This window comes from Nocardia sp. MH4, assembly GCF_019266065.1.
GTDB classification, from domain to species: domain Bacteria; phylum Actinomycetota; class Actinomycetes; order Mycobacteriales; family Mycobacteriaceae; genus Nocardia; species Nocardia canadensis.
Map to the genome: position 1 here is coordinate 1 of NZ_LPNR01000131.1, position 25,022 is coordinate 25,022.

General features: G+C 72.5%; 3 protein-coding genes and 2 pseudogenes. 4 read left to right on the forward strand and 1 reads right to left on the reverse strand.

The window, feature by feature from the left end:
• The 4 genes and pseudogenes from ATM97_RS34730 to ATM97_RS32020 form a co-directional block, all read left to right on the forward strand.
• A pseudogene (locus ATM97_RS34730) lies at positions 1-129 on the forward strand (1-phosphofructokinase); the annotation flags it as partial.
• A gap of 175 nt (positions 130-304) precedes the next feature.
• Entirely contained in the window at positions 305-2,500 is a 2,196-nt protein-coding gene (locus ATM97_RS32010; protein ID WP_218721953.1) for a fructose-specific PTS transporter subunit EIIC, read from the forward strand.
• Positions 2,501-2,526: 26 nt separating this feature from the next.
• Positions 2,527-2,784, forward strand: a complete 258-nt coding sequence (locus ATM97_RS32015; protein WP_218721954.1) for an HPr family phosphocarrier protein — start codon at positions 2,527-2,529, stop codon at positions 2,782-2,784.
• Between the two features lie 137 nt (positions 2,785-2,921).
• A complete protein-coding gene (locus ATM97_RS32020) occupies positions 2,922-3,674 on the forward strand; it encodes a thioesterase II family protein (RefSeq protein WP_218721955.1) in 753 nt (250 codons plus the stop codon).
• Positions 3,675-3,716: 42 nt separating this feature from the next.
• Here the strand turns inward: ATM97_RS32020 and ATM97_RS32025 are convergent.
• Positions 3,717-25,022, reverse strand: a pseudogene (locus ATM97_RS32025) (type I polyketide synthase); the annotation flags it as partial.

The window sequence follows — 25,022 nt, forward strand, 5'->3', positions numbered from 1 at the left end:
GTCGCCTACGGCAGCGCGGCCACCGCGCTGCCCGGGACCGAACTGCCCGGTCCGGCCGATGTCGACCTCGACGCGGTCACCGCCCGCCCGCTCCGAACGGCCTCCGATCGCCCACCGGGCTCGGCATGAGTACCGCGCGCCGACCCCCTGACGACCGCCGTCCGCCGCGGCACCCCGGCCGACGACGCACCGCGGCCCGGCTGCCGCACTGCGCCCGGCCCCGCCCGTCGACTCCCGTTCGCCCCACCCGCCCCCACTGCCGACCTGCTGACCCGCTCCACCCCCACTCGCGAAAGACACCACGATGGCCGATTCGATCATCACCACCGACCTGATCACGCTCGACACCGATCTCGGCGCCGACAAGGACACGGTGATCACCGCGCTCGCGGGCAGGCTCGCCGCAGCGGGCCGCGCGAGTGACGCCGACGCGGTGAGCCGGGCGGCGCTGGACCGGGAAGCGCAGTCGGCCACCGGGCTCCCCGGCGGCATCGCCATCCCGCACTGCCGCGCGGCCGCCGTCACCACCGCGTCCCTGGCCTTCGCCCGCCTCTCCCCCGGCGTCGACTTCGGTGCCCCCGACGGCCCCGCCGACCTGGTGTTCCTGATCGCCGCGCCCGAGGGAGCGGGCGCCGAGCACATGAAACTGCTGTCGTCGCTGGCCCGCGCCCTCGTCCGCCCGGCCTTCGTCGCCGACCTGCGAGCAGCCGCGACACCCGCCGACATCGTCGCCCTGGTCGACGGCGTCATCAACCCACCGCCCGCCCCGGCACCGGGCACCACCATCGCGACGGGCGCCACCGCGCCACAGACACCCGATGCCCGCAACTCCACCAGCGGCTCCCCGGCCGCGAGCACCGCCCCTGGCACTGCCACCGCAGCCGGCACAGGCGCACCGGCCGCCGAAACATCCTCGGCCACAGCCATCGCCGCTCCGACGGGAGAATCGGTCTCGGCCGCAACGACTGGCACTGCGACCGCCGGAACAGTCGGCGCCGCACAGACTTCCGCCGGGAGCGCGGCCGAGGGGGCGCGACCGAGGATCGTCGCGGTCACCGCCTGTCCGACCGGCATCGCCCACACCTACATGGCCGCCGACTCCCTCGTCGCCGCGGGCGAGCGCGCCGGGGTCGATGTGGCCGTGGAGACCCAGGGCTCCAGCGGCGGCGACAAGCTGGACCCCGCCACCATCGCGGCGGCCGACGCGGTCATCTTCGCGACCGACGTGGGCGTGAAGGATCGAGGCAGGTTCGCGGGCAAGCCGGTCGTCGAGTCCGGCGTCAAGCGGGCCATCAACGAACCGGACACGATGATCGCGGAGGCGGTGGCGGCGAGCGCCACGCCGGGCGCGGCCACGGTCGGCGGGTCGGCACCGGCACCGGCGGCCGCGGCGGCCAAGGGGATCGGCTGGGGTACCCGGCTGCGGCAGATCCTGCTCACCGGCGTCAGCTACATGATCCCGTTCGTCGCGGCGGGCGGTCTGCTGATCGCGCTGAGCTTCCTGCTCGGCGGGTACGAGATCTCCGACAGCGCGAAGGACATCGTGCTGAACAACTCGATCACCGACCTGCCCGACGGCGGCCTGGCCACCTATTTCGGCGCGGTCCTGTTCCAGATCGGCGCACTCGCCTTCGGCTTCCTGGTGCCCGCGCTGGCCGGCTACATCGCCTTCGCGATCGCCGACCGGCCCGGGCTCGCACCGGGTTTCACCGCGGGCGCCATCGCGGTGTTCGTCGGGGCCGGGTTCCTCGGTGGTCTGGTCGGCGGTCTGGTCGCCGGTTTCGCGGCCCTGTGGGTCGGCAAGCTGCCGGTACCGACGTGGGCGCGCGGCCTGATGCCCGTGGTCGTGATCCCGCTGCTCGCCTCGCTGATCGTCGGCGTCGCGATGTTCGTCCTGCTCGGCAAGCCGCTGGCCGCCGTGACCAACGGACTCACCGATTGGCTCAACGGCCTGTCCGGCACCTCGGCGATCGCGCTCGGTGTCATCCTGGGCGTGATGATGTGCTTCGACCTCGGTGGGCCCGTCAACAAGGCGGCCTATTCCTTCGCGGCCGCGGGCCTGTCGGTGACCGACACCGCGACGCTGCGGATCATGGCCGCGGTCATGGCGGCGGGCATGGTCCCGCCGCTGGCGATGGCGCTGTCGACCACCGTGCGCCCGCGCCTCTACACCGAGGCCGAGCGGGAGAACGGCAAGGCCGCCTGGCTGCTGGGCGCCTCGTTCATCTCCGAGGGCGCGATCCCGTTCGCCGCGGCCGACCCGCTGCGCGTGCTGCCCTCGATGATGCTCGGCGGCGCGGTCACCGGCGGCCTGGTGATGGCGACCGGGGTGACGCTGAGCGCACCGCACGGCGGCATCTTCGTGTTCTTCGCGATCGGGCACCTGGCCTGGTTCGTGCTCGCGCTGCTGGCGGGCACCGTGGTCGCCGCGCTCAGCGTCACCCTCGCCAAGGAGTTCACCCGCAAGCAGTCCGTGTCCCCCGTCCTCACCACCGCGTAACCCGTTCACCCACAAGGAGATATCCCATGGCCAGCACCACCGTCACCGTCGGCTCCTCGGTCGGCCTGCACGCCCGTCCCGCCGCCCTGATCGCCGAAGCGGTCGGCGCGGCCGGGGTTCCGGTCACCCTCGCGCTGGTCGGCGGCGACCCGGTCGACGCGGGTTCGGCGCTGATGATCATGACCCTCGGCGCGGGCCAGGGCGCCGAAGTGGTGATCACCAGCGACGACCAGCCGACCCTGGACAAGATCGCCGAGATGGTCGCCAGCGACCTCGACGCCTGACCATCCGGCAGCCGCGCGGCCACCCGTCGACCGGGTGGCCGCGCCGCGTTCGGCCGCCGCCGACAGGCGTACCGGCGTTACTCCCGGGTACATTCGAGGAGCTCGTACTTCGGTTCTCTCGAAAGGCCCTCTGCCCTATGGGTACTCGCTGGCTGCGTCGCCTGTCCCCCGCCCCGGGCGCGGAATCCCGGAAGCTGGTCTGCTTTCCGCACGCCGGCGGTTCCGCCCTCGCGTACGGGCCGCTGGCCAAGTCGCTCGGCACGGACTACGACGTGCTCGCCGTGCAGTACCCCGGTCGCCAGGACCGGCGGCAGGAACCGCTCGTCGACAGCATCTCGGGCCTGGTCGACGGGTTGGCGTCCGAGCTGATCGAAGCCGTCGACGGCGACGAGAACTTCTTCGTCTTCGGCCACAGCATGGGTTCGGTGGTCGCGTTCGAGGCATGCCGTCGGCTGGAGCGGGCGGGCGCGACCGCGCGCGTGCTGTTCGCCTCCGGTCGCCGCGCCCCCTCGGCTCCGCAGCCGGGAACCGTGCATCTGCTGGGCGATCGGGAACTGGCCGCCCAGCTGCTGGACTTCGGCGGCACCCCGCCTGCCTTGCTCGCCGATCCCGAGTTCCGCCGGTTGATCCTGTCGATCACGCGCAACGACTACCGCGCCATCGAGACCTACACGTGCCCGCCCGAGACCACCGTCGCGAGCCCGATCGTCGCGCTCGCGGGCGTGAGCGACGCCGACGCGCAGCTCGCCGACATCCAGGCGTGGGGTACCCACACCACGGGCGACTTCGTCGCGACGACCTTTCCCGGCGGCCACTTCTACCTCGACGCGAATCTCGACGGCATCGGCCGCCTGATCCGCGAGCACAGCGCCCGCGCCTTGTCGCGGTAGCCGCGTGGCCGGGTGCGCCGCTCGCGCACCCGGCCACGCGGTTCAGGACCCCAGCCAGTCCTCGATGGCGGCGGCGGTATCGGCGGACCCGCTCTCCAGGACGGTGAAGTGGTCGGCCTCGACCGGCACCACCGTGTGCGCCGGATCCCAGGCCCTGGCATGCCAGTCCGGCCGCTCCGCCGTGCTCGCCAGGAACGACTGCGCGCACTGGATGAGCAGGGCCGGGGTGGCGACCGTTCCAGGCACCATCTCCTGCATCAGCTGGACGTACCAGCCCATACCGGAGAGCCGGGCACTGTCGAATCGGCCGAACTCGGCCTCCCGCGACACCATGTGCTCGGCCATCTCCCGCAGCAGCCATTCGCCACCGTCGTGCACCCGGTAGGTGTCGATCATCGCGACGCCCTCGGGCACCGGACCCTGCGCCGCCTCCAGGTACTCGGTCACGAGGTAGGCCAGCAGCCCACCCGAGGAGTACCCGAGCAGGACGAACGGCTCGCCCTGCGCCGCGTCGAGGACACCGCAGGCCAGCGTCTCCAGTGCCGCCTCCGGGGTCGCGGGCAGGGGCTCGTCGGCCGCGAAGCCGATCGGCGGCAGCACCACGACCTCGCGACCGGCCCGCAATTGCGCGGTGACCCTGGCGTACTGGTGCGCGCCGCCGGTGGCCAGCGGCGGGTTGATGCAGATGATCCGCGGAAGATCCGAACCCGCCGCCAGCCGGGTCGGCGCCGGGAGTTCGTCCAGGTCCGCCGCCGAGGCGAACCGCTCCCGCAGCTGCGCGGCGACCCGCAGCAGGGCGAAGCCGGTGCGGGCCCGACCGCCCTGCACCGCGCCACGGAACATCCCGTACAGCGATTCGTCGGTGCCCGATCGCTGCCCCGGCTGCGCGACCGCGGCCAGTTCCGCGCGCAGGAAGCGGGCCAGCCCCGCCGGTGTCTTCTGGTCGAAGATCGCGGCGGTCGGCAGCGTCAGCCCGGTGGAAGCGTTGAGGGTGGTGCGCAGTTCCATCGCGGCCAGCGAGTCGAAGCCGGACTCGAGGAAGTCCCGCTCGGCGTCGAGCGCGTCGGCGCTCTCGTGCCCGAGCAGTCGGGCGGCGGTCTCGAGAATGTGCTTCTGGAGCCACTGTTCCTGCTCGGCCTCGGACAGGTGCGCCAGCTGTGCGCGCACCGCGCCCGCGTCGGGTGCGCCGCCGCTGGGCCTGCGCCCGGCCCGCCGGACCAGGTCGCCGAGCACCGGCGGCACCGTCGCCCTGGTCCGCAGGACGGCCGGGTCGATCTCGACCAGCACCTGCGCCGGTCGGTCGGCCGCCACCGCGGCATCGAACAGGGCGAGCGCCTTGTCCGCGGCCAGCGGCGGTAGACCCTGGCGACGCATCCGCTGCCGGTCGGCCTCGCCGAGCCACTGCGCCATGCCCGTATCGATGCCCCACAGACCGTAGGCGAGCGAGGTGGCGGGCAGCCCAGCGCCGTGCCGGTGCGCGGCGAGCGCGTCGAGGAACACATTGGCCGCCGCGTAGCCGCCCTGGCCCGCGGGCAGGATCGACCCGGCCACCGACGAGATCAGCACGAAGGCCGACAGCGCGGTATCGCGGGTGAGCTCGTGCAGGTGCCACGCGGCGTCGGCCTTGGCGCCGAGGGAGACGTCGATCTGCTCCGGTGTCAGGGTGTCGACGAGGCCGTTGTAGGCCGTGCCCGCCGCGTGGACGATCGCGCCGAGCGGATGGGCGGCGGGGATCGAGGCGAGCAGCTCGGCCACGGCGTCCCGGTCGGCGACATCGCAGGCGGCGATGCGGGCCTGGGCACCGAGCGCCGCCAGCTCGTCGACGAGCCCCGGCGCGGCGTCCGGACCGCGCCTGCCGACCAGCAGCAGGTGCCGCACCCCGTGTTCCACCACCAGGTGCTCGGCGAGCAGACGGCCGATCCCGCCGGTGCCACCGGTGATCAGGACGGTGCGGTCGGGATCCCACGGCGTCGCGCGGTCGGTGGTCGCGACCGCGCGGACGAGCCGCGGTACCCAGGTCCCATCCGCCCGCACAGCCACTTCGGGTTCGCCGGTCAGCGCGGCGGCGACCAGCTGGTCCGTCGGCTGATCCGCGGCGGCCTCGAGCAGCACGATCCGGCCGGGGTTCTCGGCTTGCGCCGCTCGCACCAGCCCCCAGACCGCCGCGGCGGCCGGGTCGTTCGCGCTGTCGGTGACCATCGCCAACGTGCTCGCCGCGTAACGCTGTTCCTCCAGGAAGTCCTGGAGGACGCCGAGGGTCCCGTGCAGCGCGGCCCGCAGCCGGTCGGGCGTCTCGGCACCGTCGACCGCTACCCGGTGGACGACGACCGAGGCCGCCGCCTGCGCGTCCCACTCGACCCAGGACGCCGTGGCCGGGGTGAGCGCCGGCCCGGGCCGCCAGCTCATCTCGTAGCGCGCGTCCCGCGCGGACCGGGCAGGCGCGGACAGCAGTTCGGCCGACATCGGTCGCAGCGCCAGCGACCCGACCGACAGCAGCGGCGCGCCGGCGGCGTCGGCCATCGTCAGAGTGACGGTGCCCTGGTTGAGCCAGCTCAACCGAACCCGCACCCGCCGAGCGCCTTCGGCGTGCACCCGCACCGACGACCACGCGAAGGGCACGAGCGTTGGCCGCTCGGCGGTCTCGTCGACGCCGTCCGGCAGCCCGAAGGACAGCGCGTGCATGGCCGCGTCGAGCAGTGCCGGGTGCACGCCGTAGCCCTGTGCCGAGGTCTGTTCGGGCAGGGCGACCTCGGCGAAGAGGTCCTCGCCGCGCCGCCACAGCGACCGCAGTCCCTGGAAGGCGGGGCCGTAGTTGTACCCGTGGTCGGCGAGTTCGGCGTAGGCGCCGTCCAGCCGCACCTCGGCGGCGTCGGCGGGCGGCCAGTGCGCGAAGTCGGCCCAGGCCGTGGCGTCGGACGCCGCGGCGGGGCGCACGGTGCCCTCCGCGTGGTGGGTCCACGGGATCGACGGATCGTCGTCGTCGCCGCGCGAGTAGATGTCGAGCCTGCGATGACCGTTGTCGTCGCCGTCGCCCACGATGACCTGCAGGTGCGCGCCCGCGTGCCCGTCGAAGACGAGCGGCGCCAGCAGCGTGAGTTCCGCCAGCTCCGGGCAGTCGACGAGTTCCGCGGCGTAGGTGGCCAATTCGACGAATCCGGTGCCGGGCAGCAGCACTACACCGAGCACGTCGTGGTCGGCCAGCCACGGATGGGTCGCCGTGGACAGGCGGCCGGTGAGCCGCACTCCGCCGCTCTCGGGCTGCGCCACCAGCGCACCCACCATGGGGTGTTCGGTGGCGCGCAGGCCGAGGGTGTTGGCCTCGCCGGTGCCCAGCGGGCTGGTGGCCCAGAACCGGCGGTGCTGGAAGTCGTAGGTGGGCAGCTCCGTTCGGGTGGCCCCGGTTCCGTCGAGATAGCGCACCCAGTCGACGGTCCCGCCCGCGACGTGGAGCCGGGCCAGGCCCGTCACCAGGGTCGTGGGGTCGGCCTTGTCGCGCCGGGTCAGCGGGAGGACGGTGGCGGTGTCCAGGGTCTGCGCCACCATCGGCGTCAGGACGGCGTCGGGTCCGGCCTCGCCGAACCGGGTCACCCCCAGCTCCGCCATCGCGGTGACGGCATCGGCGAAGCGCACCGTGGCCGCGACCTGGCGCACCCAGTACGCCGGATCGGACATCTCGTGCTCGACGCGAGTTCCGGTGACCGTCGACACCAGCGGGATGCCGGGCCGCTGGAAGGTCAAACCTTCGACCACCGAGGCGAAGTCGGCCAGCATCGGCTCCATCAGTGCCGAATGGAAGGCATGCGACACCCGCAGCCGGTGTGTCCGCCAGCCGTTCTCCGCACACACCGCGACCACGGCCAGGACCGCGTCCTCGACACCGGAGAGCACCACCGAGGACGGACCGTTGACCGCCGCGATCGACACCCCGGCGGTCAACAACGGCAGCACATCGGCTTCCGGTGCACCCACCGCGACCATCGCCCCACCCGCGGGCAACGCCTGCATCAACCGGCCACGCGCGGCGACGAGCACACAGGCGTCGGCGAGCGAGAGCACCCCCGCCACCTGCGCGGCCGCGATCTCACCGATCGAATGACCGGCCACCACATCGGCGTGCACGCCCCAGGATTCGAGCAGCCGGAACAACGCCACCTCGAACGCGAACAACCCCGCCTGCGCGAACACCGTGTCATCGACCAGTGCGTCGTCGGCCAGGGCCTCGCCCAGCGAAACCGACTGTTCGAGTAGCGGTTCCAAGCGATCGACGATGCCGTCGAAATGCTCGGCGAACACCGGATACACCCGGAGTCCGGCGGCCATGCCCGCCCACTGCGCACCCTGCCCGGAGAACACGAGACCGGTCGATCCCGCGACCACCCGGCCGCTCACCACACCGGGAGCACCCTCGGCTACCGCCCGTGCCCCCGCGAGCAGACCGTCGCGTCCGTCGGCGAGGACCACCGCGCGATGCTCGAACGCTCCGCGCGTGGCGACCAGCGAGAACGCGACGTCGAGCGGATCCTGACCGTGCTCGGCCACATGGTCGGCCAGGCGGGCAGCCTGACCGGCGAGCGCCGCCCGACCGCGGGCGGAGACCACCCACGGTACGACGCCACCGGCCGGAGCGGCCTTCACCGCCGGAGCCGAATCCGCCACCGGCGGGGCCTGTTCCACGATGACATGCGCGTTCGTGCCGCTGATGCCGAACGAGGACACCCCCGCGCGCCGCGGCCGATCCAGCGCGGGCCACTCGACCGATTCGGTCAGCAGGCGGACATGTCCTTCGGACCAATCCACCTTGGTACTGGGCTGATCCGCGTGCAGAGTGCGCGGCAGCACCCCGTGCCGCATCGCCATGATCATCTTGATCACGCCACCCACACCGGCCGCCGCCTGCGCGTGACCGATATTGGATTTCAGCGAGCCCAGCCACAACGGACGATCCTCGGCGCGATCCTGGCCGTAGGTGGCCAACAGGGCTTGCGCTTCGATCGGATCACCCAATGTCGTTCCGGTGCCATGGGCTTCGACGACGTCGACCTCGACGGCCGAGACTCCCGCATTGGCGAGCGCCTGGCGGATCACCCGCTGCTGCGAGGGACCGTTGGGCGCGGTGAACCCATTGGACGCACCGTCCTGGTTGACCGCCGAACCCGCGAGCACCGCCAGCACCTGATGGCCGTTGCGGCGAGCGTCGGACAGCCGCTCCAGCACGAGCACACCCGCGCCCTCGGACCAGCCGACACCATCGGCGCTGTCCGCGAACGATTTACACCGCCCGTCCGGCGACAATCCACGCTGACGGCTGAACTCCACGAATGTCTCCGGCGTCGCCATGACGGCCACACCACCGGCCAGCGCCAGGTCACACTCCCCCGACCGCAGCGACTGGGCCGCGAGGTGCATCGCCACCAGCGACGACGAGCACGCCGTATCCACCGACACCGCGGGACCTTCCAACCCGAGCGTGTAGGAGATCCGGCCCGAGACCAGGCTGCCGGTGGCATTGCCGCCGTTGCCCTGCGCGTAGTCGTGGTACATGACGCCGGTGAACACGCCGGTCGAACTCCCGCGCAGCACAGCGGGATCGACACCGGCCCGTTCGAGGGCCTCCCAGGTCGTCTCCAGGAGCTGGCGCTGCTGTGGGTCCATCATCGTCGCTTCGTTGGGGCCGATTCCGAAGAAGTCGGCGTCGAAGTCGGCGGCGGTGTGCAGGAAGCCGCCCTCGCGGGTGTAGGACTTGCCCGCCCGACCGGGTTCCGGATCGTAGAGGCCCGCGATGTCCCAGCCACGGTCGGTGGGCAGCGGCGTGATCGCGTCCCCACCGCGACGGACCAGGTCCCAGAGATCCTCGGGCGAGGCGACGCCACCGGGGTAGCGGCACGCCATGCCGACGACGGCGATCGGGTCACCGTCGGCGGACCTACTCGCGGTGACCGCGACATCCTGACCGGTCCCGGCGAACTCGGCGGCCAGGTAGTCGGCCAGTGCCTGCGGGGTCGGGTAGTCGAACACCAGAGTGGCAGGCAGCGGCAGACCTGTCACCGCCTTGAGCGAGTTGCGGAACTCGATCGCGGTGATCGAGTCGAAACCCAGTTCGCTGAACGCCTTGTCGGCCGCGACCGCGTTCAGGTCCTGATGCCCCAGCACCGTCGCGACCTGGCCGCGCACGATCTCCACGAGCACACCCGGACGTTCACCTTCGGGCGTGCCCGCCAACCGGGTGCGCAGCGCGGTCGCGGCGCCGGAGGCCGCCTTGCGGCGGTGCGGAATCAGGCCGGTGAACAGGGCGGGCGTGGCGAATCCGGCACCGCGCAGGGCATCGAGATCCATCCGCGCGAGCACCAGTGTGGCCGTGTCGATCCGGGTGGCGGCGTCGAAGAGGGCCAAGCCCTGTTCCGGTGACAGCGGCAGCAGGCCCGAGCGGGCGATCCGCTGTCGGTCGACGTCACCGAGCTCGCCCGCCATACCGGCGTCCCACATGCCCCACGCCAGCGATGTCGCGGCCAGACCGACGGCGCGGCGGCGCGCGGCCAGCGCGTCGAGCGTGGCATTGGCGGCGGCGTAGTTGCCCTGGCCGGGGTTGCCGAAGGCACCCGCGACCGAACTGAACAGCACGAACGCCTTGAGGGCGAGATCGGTGGTCAGCTCGTGCAGATACACGGCCGCGTCGACCTTCGGCCGCAGGACGGTCGACAGCCGGTCCGGGGTCAGCGAGCCGATGGCACCGTCGTCGAGGACACCCGCGAGGTGGTACACGCCGGACAGTGGCCGCGCCGCGGGGATATCGGCGAGCACGGCCGCCAGCGCCGCGCGATCGGACACGTCACAGGCGGCGAACACGACCTCGGCACCCGAATCCAGCAGCGCCGCATGCAATTCGGCAGCCTCCGGACCGGTCTCGCCCCGCCTGCTCACCAGCAGCAGACGACGGACGCCGTGCGCGGCGACCAGGTGCCGGGCGAACAGACCACCCAGCGCCCCACTCGCACCGGTGACGAGCACGGTCTCGTCCGGACCGAACAGCGTCTCCTCGGCGGACGCGCCCGCCGGAGCGGAGGTGCGGACCAGGCGCGCGGCGTACACGGCACCGTCGCGCACCGCCACCTGCGGTTCACCGGCGACCAGCAGTCCGCCGATCACGGTGTCCAGCAGTGCATCCGGGGCGGCGTCGACCAGAATGATCCGGCCCGGGTTCTCCGCCTGCGCGGATCGCACCAGACCGCCGATCGCGGCACCGGCCAGGTTCGAGAGGGGCTCGCCCGACACCGAGACCGCGCCGCTGGTCCGGACGATCAGGACCGATTCCGCGTAGGCGGGCTCGGTGATCCAGGACTGGAGCACGCCGAGGACGTCGCGGGTCGCGGCGTGAACGGCGGCCGGGTCATCACCCGCCGGACAGTCCAGGATCACCGCCGGCGGTACCTGCGCACCCAGATCCGGCCACGCGACCGTGGCGATCTCGTTGTCCGGCAGCGAGATCGGTGTCCAGTCGATCCCGAACAGCGCCGAGGCGGTGATGTCGGTCCCGGTGGTGAGCTGCGCGGGGTCGATCGGCCGGGAGGCCAAGTGTCGCACGGTCGCGACCGGCGCGCCGGTCGCGTCGGCGAGGTCGATGGCGACCCCGCTCGCGCCGACCCGGACGAGCCGAACACGCAGGGCGTCGGCCCCGGTCGCGTGGACGGTGACGCCCGACCATTCGAACGGCAGCGCGATGCCCGCGCCGTCGGAAGGCAGATCACCGGCGACCCGCAGCGCGTGCAGGGCGGCGTCGAGCAAGGCCGGGTGCAGGCCGAACCGCTGCGCGTCCACGCGGGCCTGATCGGGCAGCGCGAGCTCGGCGTAGACGGCATCGCTGTCGCGCCAGACCGCGCTCAGCCCACGGAAGACCGGTCCGTAGTGGTAGCCCTGCCCGTCGAGGGTGTCGTAGACGCCGTCGAGGTCGACCACGGTGGCACCAGCGGGCGGCCACTGGGTGAGATCCACCGGCACGGTGTCGCTGTCCGCCGCGAGCACGCCTTCGGCGTTGACGGTCCACGTGGCCGTCGCGCCGTCGGGACGCGAGAAGATCCGCACGGTGCGTCGGCCCGGCTCGTCCTCGGCACCGACGACGACGCGCACCGCGACACCCGCGGCGTCCGGCAGCGCCAGCGGAGCCCGCAGGATCAGCTCCGCCAGGGTCGGGCAGCCGACCTCGGCGCCGGCCTGCAAGGCGAGCTCGACGAACCCGGTGCCGGGGAACAGCACCGTGTCCAGCACGGCGTGGTCGCCCAGCCAGGGCTGAGTCCGCGTCGACAGCCGTCCGCTCAACGCGACGGCGTCGGTCTCCGGCTGCGCGACCACCGCCGATACCAGCGGATGAGCACTGGCGACGAAGCCGAGCGCGCGGGCATCACCACCGGGCGAACTGTCGGTCAGCCAGTAGCGTTGACGCTGGAAGGCATAGGTGGGCAGGTCGACGCGGCGCGCGCCGGTCCCGGCGAACATCGCCGCCCAGTCGACCTCGGCACCGGACACGTACAGCCCGGCCAGTCCGGCCGACAGGGTGACCGCGTCGGCGTGGTCGCGGCGGGCCAGGGCCACCATCGTGGTGGTCTCCGTGGATGTCTCGACGATCTGGCCGATCATCGGCACGAGCACGGCGTCCGGCCCGACCTCGGCGAACCGGGTGACCCCCGCGTCGATCATCGTGGCGACCGCGTCGGCGAAGCGCACCGTGTCACGGACCTGGCCGACCCAGTACGCCGGATCGGACATCTCCTCGCCGACCTGATCGCCGGTCACGGTCGACACCAGCGGCAGGCTCGGGCTCGCGAAAGTCAAACCCTCGACGACCGAGGCGAATTCGGCCAGCATCGGCTCCATCAGCGCCGAATGAAACGCGTGCGAGACTCGCAGACGGTGTGTGCGCCAACCGTTCTCACCGCATGCCTCGACCACCGCGCGCACCGCAGTGTCGAGACCGGAGAGCACAACGGACGACGGGCCGTTCACCGCGGCGATCGACACCCCGTCGATCAGCAACGGCACCACGGCGGCTTCCGGCGCACCCACCGCGACCATCGCCCCACCCGCGGGCAACGCCTGCATCAACCGGCCACGCGCCGCCACCAACGCACACGCGTCAGCGAGCGACAGCACCCCGGCCACCTGCGCGGCCGCGATCTCACCGATCGAATGACCGGCCACCACGTCCGGGCGAACGCCCCAGGATTCGAGCAGCCGGAACAGCGCCACCTCGAACGCGAACAACCCCGCCTGCGCGAACACCGTGTCGTCGACCCGATCGGAATCGGCGAGCGCGTCCGAGAGCGAAACCGGCTGCGCCAGTAGCGGGTCCAGCTGCGCGACGATTCCATCGAATTGCTCGGCGAAGACCGGGTAGACGCGCAATCCGGCGGCCATGCCCGCCCACTGCGCACCCTGGCCGGAGAACACCACACCCGTCGAACCGGACACCACGCGACCGGTCACCACACCCGCGAACGCTTCGCCACGGCCCAGCGCGGCCGCACCGGCCAGCAGACCTTCCCGCTCGGCGGCCAGCAGCACGGCGCGATGGTCGAATCCGACGCGCGAGGTCACCAGCGAGAACCCGATATCCACCGCCGCCGCGTCCCGCCCGGTCACCTGCGATGCCAGGCGGCTCGCCTGCTCCGCGAGCGCCGCGTCGCTGCGCGCCGACAGCACCCACGGCAGCACACCGCCGACGGGCGCGACCGGTTCCGCGGGCACGGGCGCCCCCGGCGCGGCCTCGACGATGACGTGGGCATTGGTCCCGCTGATCCCGAACGACGACACACCCGCGCGCCGCGGCCGATCCACCTGCGGCCACGCGACCGACTCGGTCAGCAACCGCACCTCGCCCTCGGACCAATCCACCTTCGTGGAGGGCTGATCCACGTGCAGGGTCCGGGGCAGCACGCCGTGGCGCATCGCCATGATCATCTTGATCACGCCACCCACACCGGCGGCGGCCTGGGCATGGCCGATGTTCGACTTCAACGAGCCCAGCCACAGCGGACGATCCTCGGCCCGATCCTGGCCGTAGGTCGCCAGTAGCGCCTGGGCCTCGATCGGGTCACCCAACGTCGTTCCGGTGCCATGGGCTTCGACCGCGTCGACCTCGGCCGGGGAGACGCCCGCATTGGCCAGCGCCTGCCGGATCACCCGGCGCTGCGACGGGCCGTTCGGGGCCATCAAGCCGTTGGACGCGCCGTCCTGGTTCACCGCCGAACCCGCGAGCACCGCCAGCACCTGGTGCCCGTTGCGGCGGGCGTCGGACAGCCGCTCCAGCACCAGCACGCCCGCGCCCTCGGACCAGGCCACACCGTCGGCCGCCTCGGCGAACGACTTGCAGCGTCCGTCCGGGGACAACCCGCGCTGACGGCTGAACTCGATCAGCGTCTCCGGCGTCGCCATCACCGCGACACCACCGGCCAGCGCCAGGTCACACTCCCCCGACCGCAGCGACTGCGCCGCCAGATGCATCGCCACCAGCGACGACGAGCACGCCGTATCCACCGACACCGCAGGGCCTTCCAGCCCCAGGGTGTAGGCGATCCGGCCCGACACCAGCGAGCCGGTGACATTGCCGCCGTTGCCCTGCGCGTAGTCGTGGTACATCACGCCGGTGAACACACCGGTCGAACTCCCGCGCAGCTCCGGCGGATTCACCCCGGCGCGTTCCAGCGCCTCCCACGACACCTCCAGCAGCAGACGCTGCTGCGGGTCCATGGCGATGGCCTCGTTCGGACTGATCCCGAAGAACTCGGCGTCGAACTCGGCCGCCGAGTACAGGAACCCGCCGCGGCGGGCGTAGGTCTTGCCGGGCGTGCCGGGAACGGGGTCGTAGATGCCGTCGATGTCCCAGCCACGATCGTCGGGCAGGTCACCGCTGGTGTCGGTACCCGAGGTGACCAGGTCCCACAGGTCCTCGGGCGAGGCGACGCCGCCCGGGTAGCGGCAGCTCATCGCGACCACGGCGATCGGGTCGTCACCGGCCGACCGGCTGGCGGTGACCACGACGTCCCGGCCGGTTCCGGTGAACTCCTCGGCCAGGTACTGGGCGAGGGCCTGCGGGGTCGGGTAGTCGAAGACGAGGGTGGCGGGCAGCGGCAGCCCGGTCACGGCCTTGAGGCCGTTGCGGAACTCGATCGCGGTGATCGAGTCGAAACCGAGTTCGCTGAACGCCTTGTCGGCCGCGACCGCGTTCATGTTCTGGTGCCCGAGGATCGCGGCGACCTGGCCGCGCACGATCTCGACCAGCACGCCCAGCCGTTCGCTGTCGGGCGTGCTCGCCAACCGGGTACGCAGCGCGGTCGCCGTGCCGGTGACGGCCTTGCGACGCTGCGCGATCAGACCGGAGAACAGCGCGGGCAGGGCGAGACCGTGACCGCGCAGCACCTCCAGATCGAGGCGGGCGACCAGCGGCGCGGCGACCTCGGTGCCGGCCACCGCGTCGAACAGGGCCAGGCCCTGCTCGTCCGACATCGCCAGCATGCCCGAGCGAGCCATCCGCTGTCGCTCGACCGCACCGAGCTCGGCCGCCATGCCGCCGTCCCACATGCCCCACGCCACCGAGGTACCGGGCAGACCGGTGGCCCGGCGATGGGTGGCGAGCGCGTCCAGGAAGGCGTTCGCGGCGCCGTAGTTGCCCTGACCGGCATTGCCGAACGCACCGGCCACCGAGCTGAACAGGACGAACGCCCTGAGCGGGAGGCCGGCAGTGAGCTCGTGCAGGTGCGCGGCGGCGTCGACCTTGGGGCGCAGGACGGTGTCCATGCGGTCCGGGGTCAGCGCGGCGATCGCACCGTCGTCGAGGACACCGGCGAGATGGAAGACGCCGGACAAGGGCTGTGCCGCGGGGATATCGGCGAGCACGGCGGCCAGCGCCGCGCGGTCGGCGACATCGCAAGCGACGAACTCGACCTCGGCTCCCGAATTCTCGAGCGCCGCGCGCAATTCGGCGGCACCCGGGCCGGACTCGCCCCGCCTGCTGAGCAACAGCAGGCGCCGGACACCGTGCCGCGCCACCAGGTGCCGGGCGAACAACCCGCCCAGCGCACCGCCGGCACCGGTGAGCAGCACGGTCTCCTCGGCCCCGAAGAGCTCGGCGTCCGCCGAAGTGTGTGCCGCAGTGGCGATTCGAGTGAGCCGGGCGACGTGGACCACACCCTCACGCAGCGCGACCTGCGGCTCGGCCGTGTCCAGAATCCCGCCCAGGGACGCGTCGGTGTCGGCCGAATCGGCGTCGAGCAGGACGATCCGGCCCGGGTTCTCGGCCTGGGCTGCGCGCACCAGGCCACCGACCGCGGCGCCGGCGAGGTTCGTGATGTCCTCGCCCGCCACCGACACCGCGCCCACGGTCCGGACCACCAGGACCGCGTCGGCGAAGCGCGCCTCGGCGCCCCAGTCCCGCAGCACCGCGAGCACCTGATGCGTGGCGGCGCGCACAGCGGCGGGATCATTGCCGCTCGGGCTGTCGAGCACGACCGCGGCAGGCACCTGCTCGCCGAGGTCGGCCCACGACACCGCACCGATCTCGGCGTCGGACACCGTGATCGGGGACCACACGACCTGGAACAGCGCGGAGGAGACAACGGACGCACCCGTGGTGAGCTGCGCCGGATCGATCGGCCGTGCTGCCAGGTGCCGCACGGTCGCGACGGGCGCGCCGGTCGGGTCGGTCAGATCCAGCGCGACCCCGTGGTCGCCGACCCGGGTGAGGCGGACGCGCAGCGCGTCGGCGCCGCTCGCGTGCGCGGTCACCCCGGACCACTCGAACGGCAGGGCCAGCTCGCCGCCCGGCACGGTGGCATCGCCGGCCAGCCGCAGGGCGTGCAGGGCGGCATCCAGCAGGGCCGGGTGCAGGCCGAAGCGCTGGGCCTCGGCCCTGGCCTCCTCGGGCAGCTCGACCTCGGCGTAGAGCAGACCGTCGGCGCCCCGCCAAGCCGCGCGCAGAGCCTGGAACGTCGGGCCGTAGTGGTAGCCCTCCTCGTCGAGCGCGTCGTAGACGCCCTCGACGGGGAGCGCGGTGGCGCCGGCGGGCGGCCACTGAGCGAACTCCGCCGGGGTGCTGTCGGTGTCGGCCGCCAGGACGCCTTCGGTATTGAGGGTCCAGGCCCCCGCGTCGGCGTCGTCGTCAGGGCGGGAGAAGATCCGCACCGCCCGACGGCCCGCCGGGTCCTGCGCGTCGACGACGACGCGCACCGCGACTCCGCCGGAGTCCGGCAGCGCCAGTGGCGCCCGCAGCGCCAGTTCCGCCAGAGTCGCGCAGCCGACCTGATCGCCCGCGTGCAGGGCGAGTTCGACGAATCCGGTGCCGGGGAACAGCACCGTGTCCATGACCCGGTGATCGGCGATCCACGGCTGCGATTCGGTCGAGAGGCGGCCGGTGAGGGTCACCGCGTCGGAGTCCGGCTGCGAGACGACGACCGAGGCGAGGGGATGCCCGGTGGCGACGAGACCCAGGGCCTTGGCGCTGGTCCCGGTCGTGCCTTCGGTCAGCCAGTAACGGCGCCGTTGGAAGGCGTAGGTGGGCAGGTCGACTCGGCGGGCACCGGTACCGGCGTAGAGCGCGGCCCAGTCCACCTCGCCGCCGACGACGTACAGCCCGGCGACCGCGCTCAGCACGCCCACGGCGTCGGCGCTGCCGCGGCGGGCCGTCGCCACCACGGACGCGTCCTCGACGATCTGCGTGATCATCGGCACGAGGGCGGCATCGGGCCCGACCTCGGCGAACCGGGTCACCCCCGACGCGGCCATGGTGGCGACGGCGTCGGCGAAGCGCACCGTGTCACGGACCTGGCCGACCCAGTACGCCGGATCGGACATCTCCTCGCCGACCCGATCGCCGGTCACGGTCGACACCAGCGCGATACTCGGCGCGGCGAAGGTCAAACCCTCCACGACCGAAGCGAAGTCGGCCAGCATCGGCTCCATCAGCGCCGAATGGAAGGCATGCGAGACCCGCAGCCGATGGGTACGCCACCCACGCTCGGCACACACTTCGGCCACCGCAGCTACCGCAGTGTCGACACCGGAGAGCACCACCGCAGACGGTCCGTTCACCGCCGCGATCGACACCCCGTCGACCAGCAACGGCAGCACATCGGCTTCCGGTGCGCCCACCGCGACCATCCCGCCACCCGTGGGCAACGTCTGCATCAACCGGCCACGCGCCGCCACCAACGCACACGCGTCAGCGAGCGACAGCACCCCGGCCACCTGCGCGGCCGCGATCTCACCGATCGAATGACCGGCCACCACATCGATTCGCACACCCCAGGACTCGAGCAGCCGGAACAACGCCACCTCGAAGGCGAACAGACCCGCCTGCGCGAAGACGGTCGCGTCGATCCGCGACTCGTCGTCCATGGCCTCGCTCAGCGGAACCCCCTGTCCGAGAAGAGGTTCCAGCTGGGCGACGATCCCGTCGAACTGCTCGGCGAAGACCGGGAAGGCTCGCAGTCCGGCCGCCATGCCCGCCCACTGCGCACCCTGACCGGAGAACACCACACCCGTCTTGCCCGCCACCGCCCGGCCGGTCACCACACCCGGCAGGATGTCGGCACGACCCAGCGCCTGCGCGCCGGCCAGCAGACCCGCCCGATCGGACGCGAGTACCACGGCCCGATGATCGAACGCGACGCGTGCCGTCACCAGCGACAGGCCGACATCGACCGCGTCCGAATCGTGCTCGGCCACATGGGCGACCAGATTGACCGCCTGATCGCCGAGCGCCGCGCCGGTGCGCGCCGACAGCACCCACGGCAGCACGCCACCGGCCGGGACAGCGGTCTCCACCGGGGCAGCCTGCGCCGCGTCGGGTGCCTGCTCGAGGATGAGGTGCGCGTTGGTGCCGCTGAGCCCGAAGGAGGACACACCGGCACGACGCGGCCGATCCAGCGCGGGCCACGGTGTCGGTTCGGTCAGCAGCCGAATGTGGCCCTCGGACCAATCGACCTTCGTGCTCGGCCGATCCACGTGCAGCGTCTGCGGCAGTACCCCGTGCCGCATCGCCATGATCATCTTGATCACGCCACCCACACCGGCGGCGGCCTGCGCGTGACCGATGTTGGACTTGAGCGAACCCAACCACAGCGGACGATCCTCGGCGCGATCCTGGCCGTAGGTCGCCAACAGGGCCTGCGCCTCGATCGGATCACCCAACGTCGTTCCGGTGCCATGCGCTTCGACCGCGTCGACCTCGGCGGGCGAGACTCCGGCATTGGCCAGGGCCTGCCGGATGACCCGGCGCTGCGACGGGCCGTTGGGCGCGGTCCAGCCGTTCGAGGCACCGTCCTGGTTGACCGCCGACCCGGTGATCACGCCGAGCACCTGGTGCCCGTTGCGCTGCGCGTCCGACAACCGTTCGAGCACCAGTACGCCGGCGCCTTCGGCCCAGGCGACCCCGTCGGCCCCGTCGGCGAACGACCGGCACCGCCCGTCCGGCGACAGCCCGCGCTGACGGCTGAACTCGAGGAACATGTCCGGTGTCGACATCACCGCCACACCACCGGCCAGCGCCAGATCACACTCCCCCGACCGCAGCGACTGCGCGGCCAGATGGAGCGCGACCAGCGACGACGAGCATGCCGTATCGACCGTGACGGCAGGCCCTTCCAGGCCGAACACATACGACACCCGGCCGGAGACCAGGCTGCCGCCCGCGCTGTTACCGGTGCCCGCACCCTGCGCGTAGTCGTGGTACATCACGCCGGTGAACACACCGGTGGCGCTGCCCCGCAGGCCCGCCGGGTCCAGCCCGGCCCGCTCGAGCGCCTCCCAGGACACCTCGAGCAGCACCCGCTGCTGCGGGTCCATCGTCAGCGCCTCGTTCGGGCTGATGCCGAAGAATTCGGCGTCGAATTCCCCTGCGGAATAGAGGAATCCGCCCTGCCGGGTGTAGGTCTTCCCGGCCTTGCCCGGTTCGGGGTCGTAGATGTCGTCCAGGTCCCAGCCGCGATCGGTGGGCAGACCTCCGGTGGCGTGGCCGCCCGAGACGACCAGTCGCCACAGGTCTTCCGGCGAGGTGACCGCACCCGGGTAGCGGCAGCCCATCGCGACCACCGCGATCGGCTCGGCGTCGACCGTCCTGGTCGCGGTGACCGCGACCTCCGCCACCGTGCCGGAGAGCTGGGAGTCGACGAACTCGGCGACCGCCTGCGGGGTGGGGTGATCGAAGATGAGGGTGGCGGGCAGCCGCAGGCCGGTCGCCGCGTTGAGCTTGTTGCGGAACTCCACCGCGCCGAGTGAGTCGAAACCGAGTTGCTGGAAGGCCTGGTGCGATTCCACCGCCTCGGCCGTGGCATGCCCGAGGACCTCGGCCGCCACCGTCTGGACGAGGGCGAGCAGGGTGCTGTGCCGGTCGGCGTCGGACAGCCCGGCCAGTTTCTGCGCGAAGGCGCGGCCCGCGCCGCTGCGGGCGCTGGTGCGGCGCACGGGAATCGGCGCGATGCCGCGGAGCAGGGCGGGCAGCTGCTCGCCCCGGGACCGCAGCACGGCCGGGTCGACGCGCAGGGCCACCAGCTGGGCGGTCTCGGTCGCGACGGCCGCGTCGAACAGGGCTAGGCCGTCGGCCTCGGACAGCGGCGGGAACCCCTGCCTGCGCATCCGGTCGAAGTCGTCCGCGGACAGCTCCGCGCCCAGCCCGCTGGTGCGTACCCACAGGCCGTAGTCCACCGAGGTCGCGGGGAGTCCGGCGGCGCGGCGGTGGGCCGCCAGCGCGTCGAGGAAGACGTTCGCGGCGGCGTAGTTGGCCTGGCCCGCGGTCAGGACCAGCCCGCCGACGGAGCCCAGCAGGACGAACAGCGACAGCGGCTGATCGCGGGTGAGTTCGTGCAGGTGCCAGGCCGCGTCGACCTTGGGCCGGAACACCCGGTCGAACCGTTCCGGTGTCATCGCCTCGATCACGCCGTGGTCCGCGGTGGCGGCCGAATGCACCACGCCCACCAGCGGCTGTTCGGCGGGAACCGACGCGAGCAGCGCGGCCAGCGCGTCACGGTCGGACACGTCGCACGCGGCGACGGTGACCTGGGCGCCGAGCTCGACCAGTTCGGCACTCAGCTCGGCGACACCGGGCGCGTCCCGGCCGCGCCGCGAGGTCAGCAGCAGGTGGCGGACACCGTGCACGGCCACCAGGTGCCGGGCGATCACCGCGCCGATGCCGCTGGTGCCGCCGGTGACCAGCACCGTGCCGGACTCGATCGGGCGCGCGACCGCACCGGGCGCGTGGCGGGTCATCCTGGGCACGAGCAGGGTGGTGCCGCGCAGGGCAGCTTCCGGTTCGCCGGCCGCGCTCGCCGCCGCGACGGCCGACGGCTCGTAGTCGCCGTCGAGATCGAGCAGCTGGAATCGTCCCGGGTGTTCGGCTTGCGCGGCCCGCAGCAGGCCCCACACCGGCGCCTGGGCCAGGTTCACCTGATCGGTCGCACCGATCGTGACGGCATTGCGGGTGAGCACCACCAGGCGAGCGGCGACCAGGCGCGGGTCCGCCAGCCAGCGCTGCACCGTGTCGAGGGCGGCGGTGATCGCCGCGCGCACGGCCGCGGGCGGCGCGCCGTCGTGGTCGGCGCAGTCGTACAGCACGACCTCGGGAACCGCCGGATCCTCGGCGGCGTCCAGGTCGGCGAGCAAGGCGTCGACATCGGCGAAAGCCGCTGTTGTGTCGGCACTTCCGGTGCCGAGCACAGCCACCCGACCCGGCTCGGTCGCGGGCAGCGGGACGCCGACCCAGTCGATGCCGAACAGGGCCTCCGAGATCTGGTCGGCGCCGAGGCGTTCGGCCGACACCGGCCGCGAGACCAGGGCGCCCACCGACAGCACCGGCAGGCCGTGCTCGTCGGCGACCTGCATCGAGTGGCTACCGGTGCCCCGCACGATGCGCACCCGCACCGACGCCGCGCCGCTCGCGTGCGACACCACCCGGTTCCAGGTGAACGGCAGTTCCGGCGCGGCGACTTCACCCCGGCGCCGGGCTTCGACGATGCCGACGTGCAGTGCCGAGTCGAACAGCGCCGGATGGATCAGGAACCCGTCGGCAGCGCGGCGATCGGGCAGCGCGACCTCGGCGAACAATTCGTCACCACGCTGCCACGCCGCCTGCAAGCCCTGGAAGAACGGCCCGTATTCGTAACCCGCTTCGAGCAGTTCGTCGTAGGCGCCGTCGATGACCAGCGGCTGGGCGCCCGCGGGCGGCCAGGCGATGAGGTCGAAATCGACGTCGGACTCCTCCGGGGCCAGAACGCCCTCGGCGTGGATCGACCACGGCCCGCCCGCGATCTGACGCGAGTGCACACTCAGGCGTCGGCGTCCGGCCGCGTCGGCGTCGGACACCACCACCTGCACCGAGACACTCCCCTGCGCGGGCAGGGTGAGCGGGGTGTGCAGGACGAGTTCGTCCACCACCGGGCAGCCGACCAGACCGCCCACGTAGCAGGCCAATTCGACGTAGCCGGTGCCCGGCAGCAGCATCACGCCGAACACGCTGTGGTCGGCCAGCCAGCGCACCGAGTCCACCGACCAGCGGCCGGTGAAACTCACCGCGCCCGATTCCGGATGGGCCACCACGGCACCGAGCAACGGGTGCTCGGCGATCTCGAGCCCGACCGAGGTGGCGCCGCTGAGGTCGGCGCCCAGCCACGACTCGGCGATCACCCGCTTGGCGTCGAGCCAGAACCGTTCGTGCTGAAAAGCGTAGGTGGGCAGATCGACTCGCCTGCCGCCGTCGACCGGACCGGTCCACGCCACCTCGGCGCCGGACACGAACAGCGCGGCGACCCCGGCCAGCACCGACGACGCGTCGGCCTTACCCTTGCGCGCCATCGGAACCATCACCGTGGCCGCGGCATCGGCGGCCGGATCGTCGAGGGTCTGCGACACCATCGGAGTCAGCACCGCGTCGGGCCCGACCTCGGTGAACCGGGACACGCCGAGCGCCGACATGGTGGCGACCGCGTCCGCGAAGCGCACCGTGCCCCGGACCTGGCCGGGCCAGTACGCCGGGTCCGACATCTCGTCGGTGACTCGCGCGCCGGTCACCGACGACACCAGCGCGATGGTGGGCCGCGAGAACGTCAATCCCTGGACCACCGCGCCGAATTCGGCCAGCATCGGATCCATCAGCGCCGAGTGCGACGCGATCGAGATCCGCAACCGGTGCGTGCGCCACCCGCGCTCGGCACAGGCGTCCTTGGCGGCGAGGACCGCCTCCTCCACACCGGAGAGCACCACCGACGCCGGACCGTTGACCGCCGCGATCGACACCCCGTCGGTCAGCAAGGGCAGCACGTCGGCTTCCGGCGCCCCCACCGCGACCATCGCCCCACCCGGGGGCACCGCCTGCATCATCCGGGCGCGCGCGGCCACCAGCACGCACGCGTCGTCGAGCGACATGACCCCGGCGACATGCGCGGCGGCTACCTCACCGATCGAGTGACCGGCCACCACATCGGCCCGCAGGCCCCACGATTCGAGCAGCCGGAACAGCGCCACCTCGAACGCGAAGACACCGGCCTGGGTGAACACCGTGTGGTCGAGCAAGGTGTCGTCGTGCAGGGCCGCGCGCAGCGACTCCGGTTGGGCCAGCAGCGGTTCCAGCCGGGCGACGATCGCGTCGAAGTGCTCGGCGAAGACCGGGTAGACCCGGAGTCCGTCGGCCATGCCCGCCCACTGCGAGCCCTGCCCGGTGAACAGCACGCCGGTGGTGCCGGGGACGGCCCGGCCGGTCACCACGCCGGGAACCCGGGTGTCCGCGGCCAGGGCCCGGACACCGGCCAGCAGGGCGGCGCTGTTCTCGCCGAGGACCACGGCGCGGTGGTCGAAGACGCCACGGGTCGAGGTCAGTGAGAAGGCGACATCGCGCGGATCCAGCGCGGGCGCCACGGCCGCCAGGCGGGCCGCCTGATCGGCCAGCGCCGCGCCGCTGCGGGCCGACAGCACCCACGGCAGCACCCCGGGGACCGGGGCCGGTTCGGGCTGCTCCGGCGCAGGCGGAGCCTGTTCCAGGACGAGGTGCACGTTGGTGCCCGCGACACCGAACGAGGACACCCCCGCTCGACGCGGCCGGTCCAGCGCGGGCCAGGGCACGGCCTCGGTCAGCAACCGCACGTGCCCGGCCGTCCAATCGACCTTGGTGCTGGGCTGATCCACGTGCAGCGTCTTGGGCAGCACACCGTGCCGCATGGCCATGACCATCTTGATCACGCCACCCACACCGGCAGCGGCCTGTGAGTGCCCGATGTTGGATTTCAGCGAGCCCAGCCACAGCGGGCGGTCGGCGTCGTGGTCCTGACCGTAGGTCGCCAGCAGCGCCTGTGCCTCGATCGGATCGCCCAATGTCGTTCCGGTGCCGTGCGCTTCGACGACGTCGACCTCGCTCGCCGCGACGCCCGCGTTGGTCAGCGCCTGGCGGATGACCCGCCGCTGCGAGGGACCGTTCGGGGCGGTCAGACCGTTGGAGGCTCCGTCCTGGTTCACTGCGGACCCGGCGATCACCGCGAGCACCTGATGACCGTGGCGCTGAGCGTCCGACAGCCGCTCCAGCACCAGCATGCCCGCGCCCTCGGCCCAGCCGACGCCGTCGGCGGCCTCGGCGAACGCCTTGCAGCGCCCGTCCGGGGAGATGCCGCGCTGCCTGCTGAACTCGATCAGCGTCTCGGGGGTGGCCATCACCGCGACGCCACCGGCGAGCGCCAGATCGCACTCGCCCGATCGCAGGGCCTGGGCGGCCGAGTGCATCGCCACCAGCGACGACGAGCACGCGGTGTCCACGGTGACCGACGGCCCTTCCAGGCCGAGGACATAGGAGATCCGCCCCGACGCGACGGCGCCGGCGTTCGCGTTGGCCGGATAGTCGTGATACATCATGCCGACGTAGACGCCGGTGCTGCTCCCGCGCAGCGCGGCGGGATCGAGCCCGGCCCGTTCGAAGGCCTCCCACGAGGTCTCCAGCAGCAGGAACTGCTGCGGGTCCATCGTCGCGGCCTCCTTCGGGCTGATCCCGAAGAACGCCGGGTCGAATTCGCCAGCGGCATGCAGGAACCCGCCCTCGCGGGTGTAGACGCTGTTCGGCCGCTCGCCGGTGTGGTCGTAGAGACGCTCGGCGTCCCAGCCACGGTTCACCGGGAACTCCGAGGCGGCGTCCACCCCGTCGGCGACCAGCCGCCAGAGGTCCTCGGGCGAGGCGACGCCGCCCGGGTAGCGGCAGGCCATGCCGACGATCGCGATCGGCTCGCGCAGGGCGGCGTCGAGCTTGCGGTTGCGGGCGCGCAGCCGCTCGGTCTCCTTGAGCGAGACCCGAAGGGCGTCGGCGAGTTTCTGAATGTTGGTGTCGGGCTTCGTCAT

What these genes read in the sequence shown, in the direction of transcription:
- ATM97_RS32020 (WP_218721955.1), top strand. Translation starts at nt 2,922, where the DNA reads ATGGGTACTCGCTGGCTGCGTCGCCTGTCCCCCGCCCCGGGCGCGGAA.
- ATM97_RS32015 (WP_218721954.1), top strand. Translation starts at nt 2,527, where the DNA reads ATGGCCAGCACCACCGTCACCGTCGGCTCCTCGGTCGGCCTGCACGCC.
- ATM97_RS32010 (WP_218721953.1), top strand. Translation starts at nt 305, where the DNA reads ATGGCCGATTCGATCATCACCACCGACCTGATCACGCTCGACACCGAT.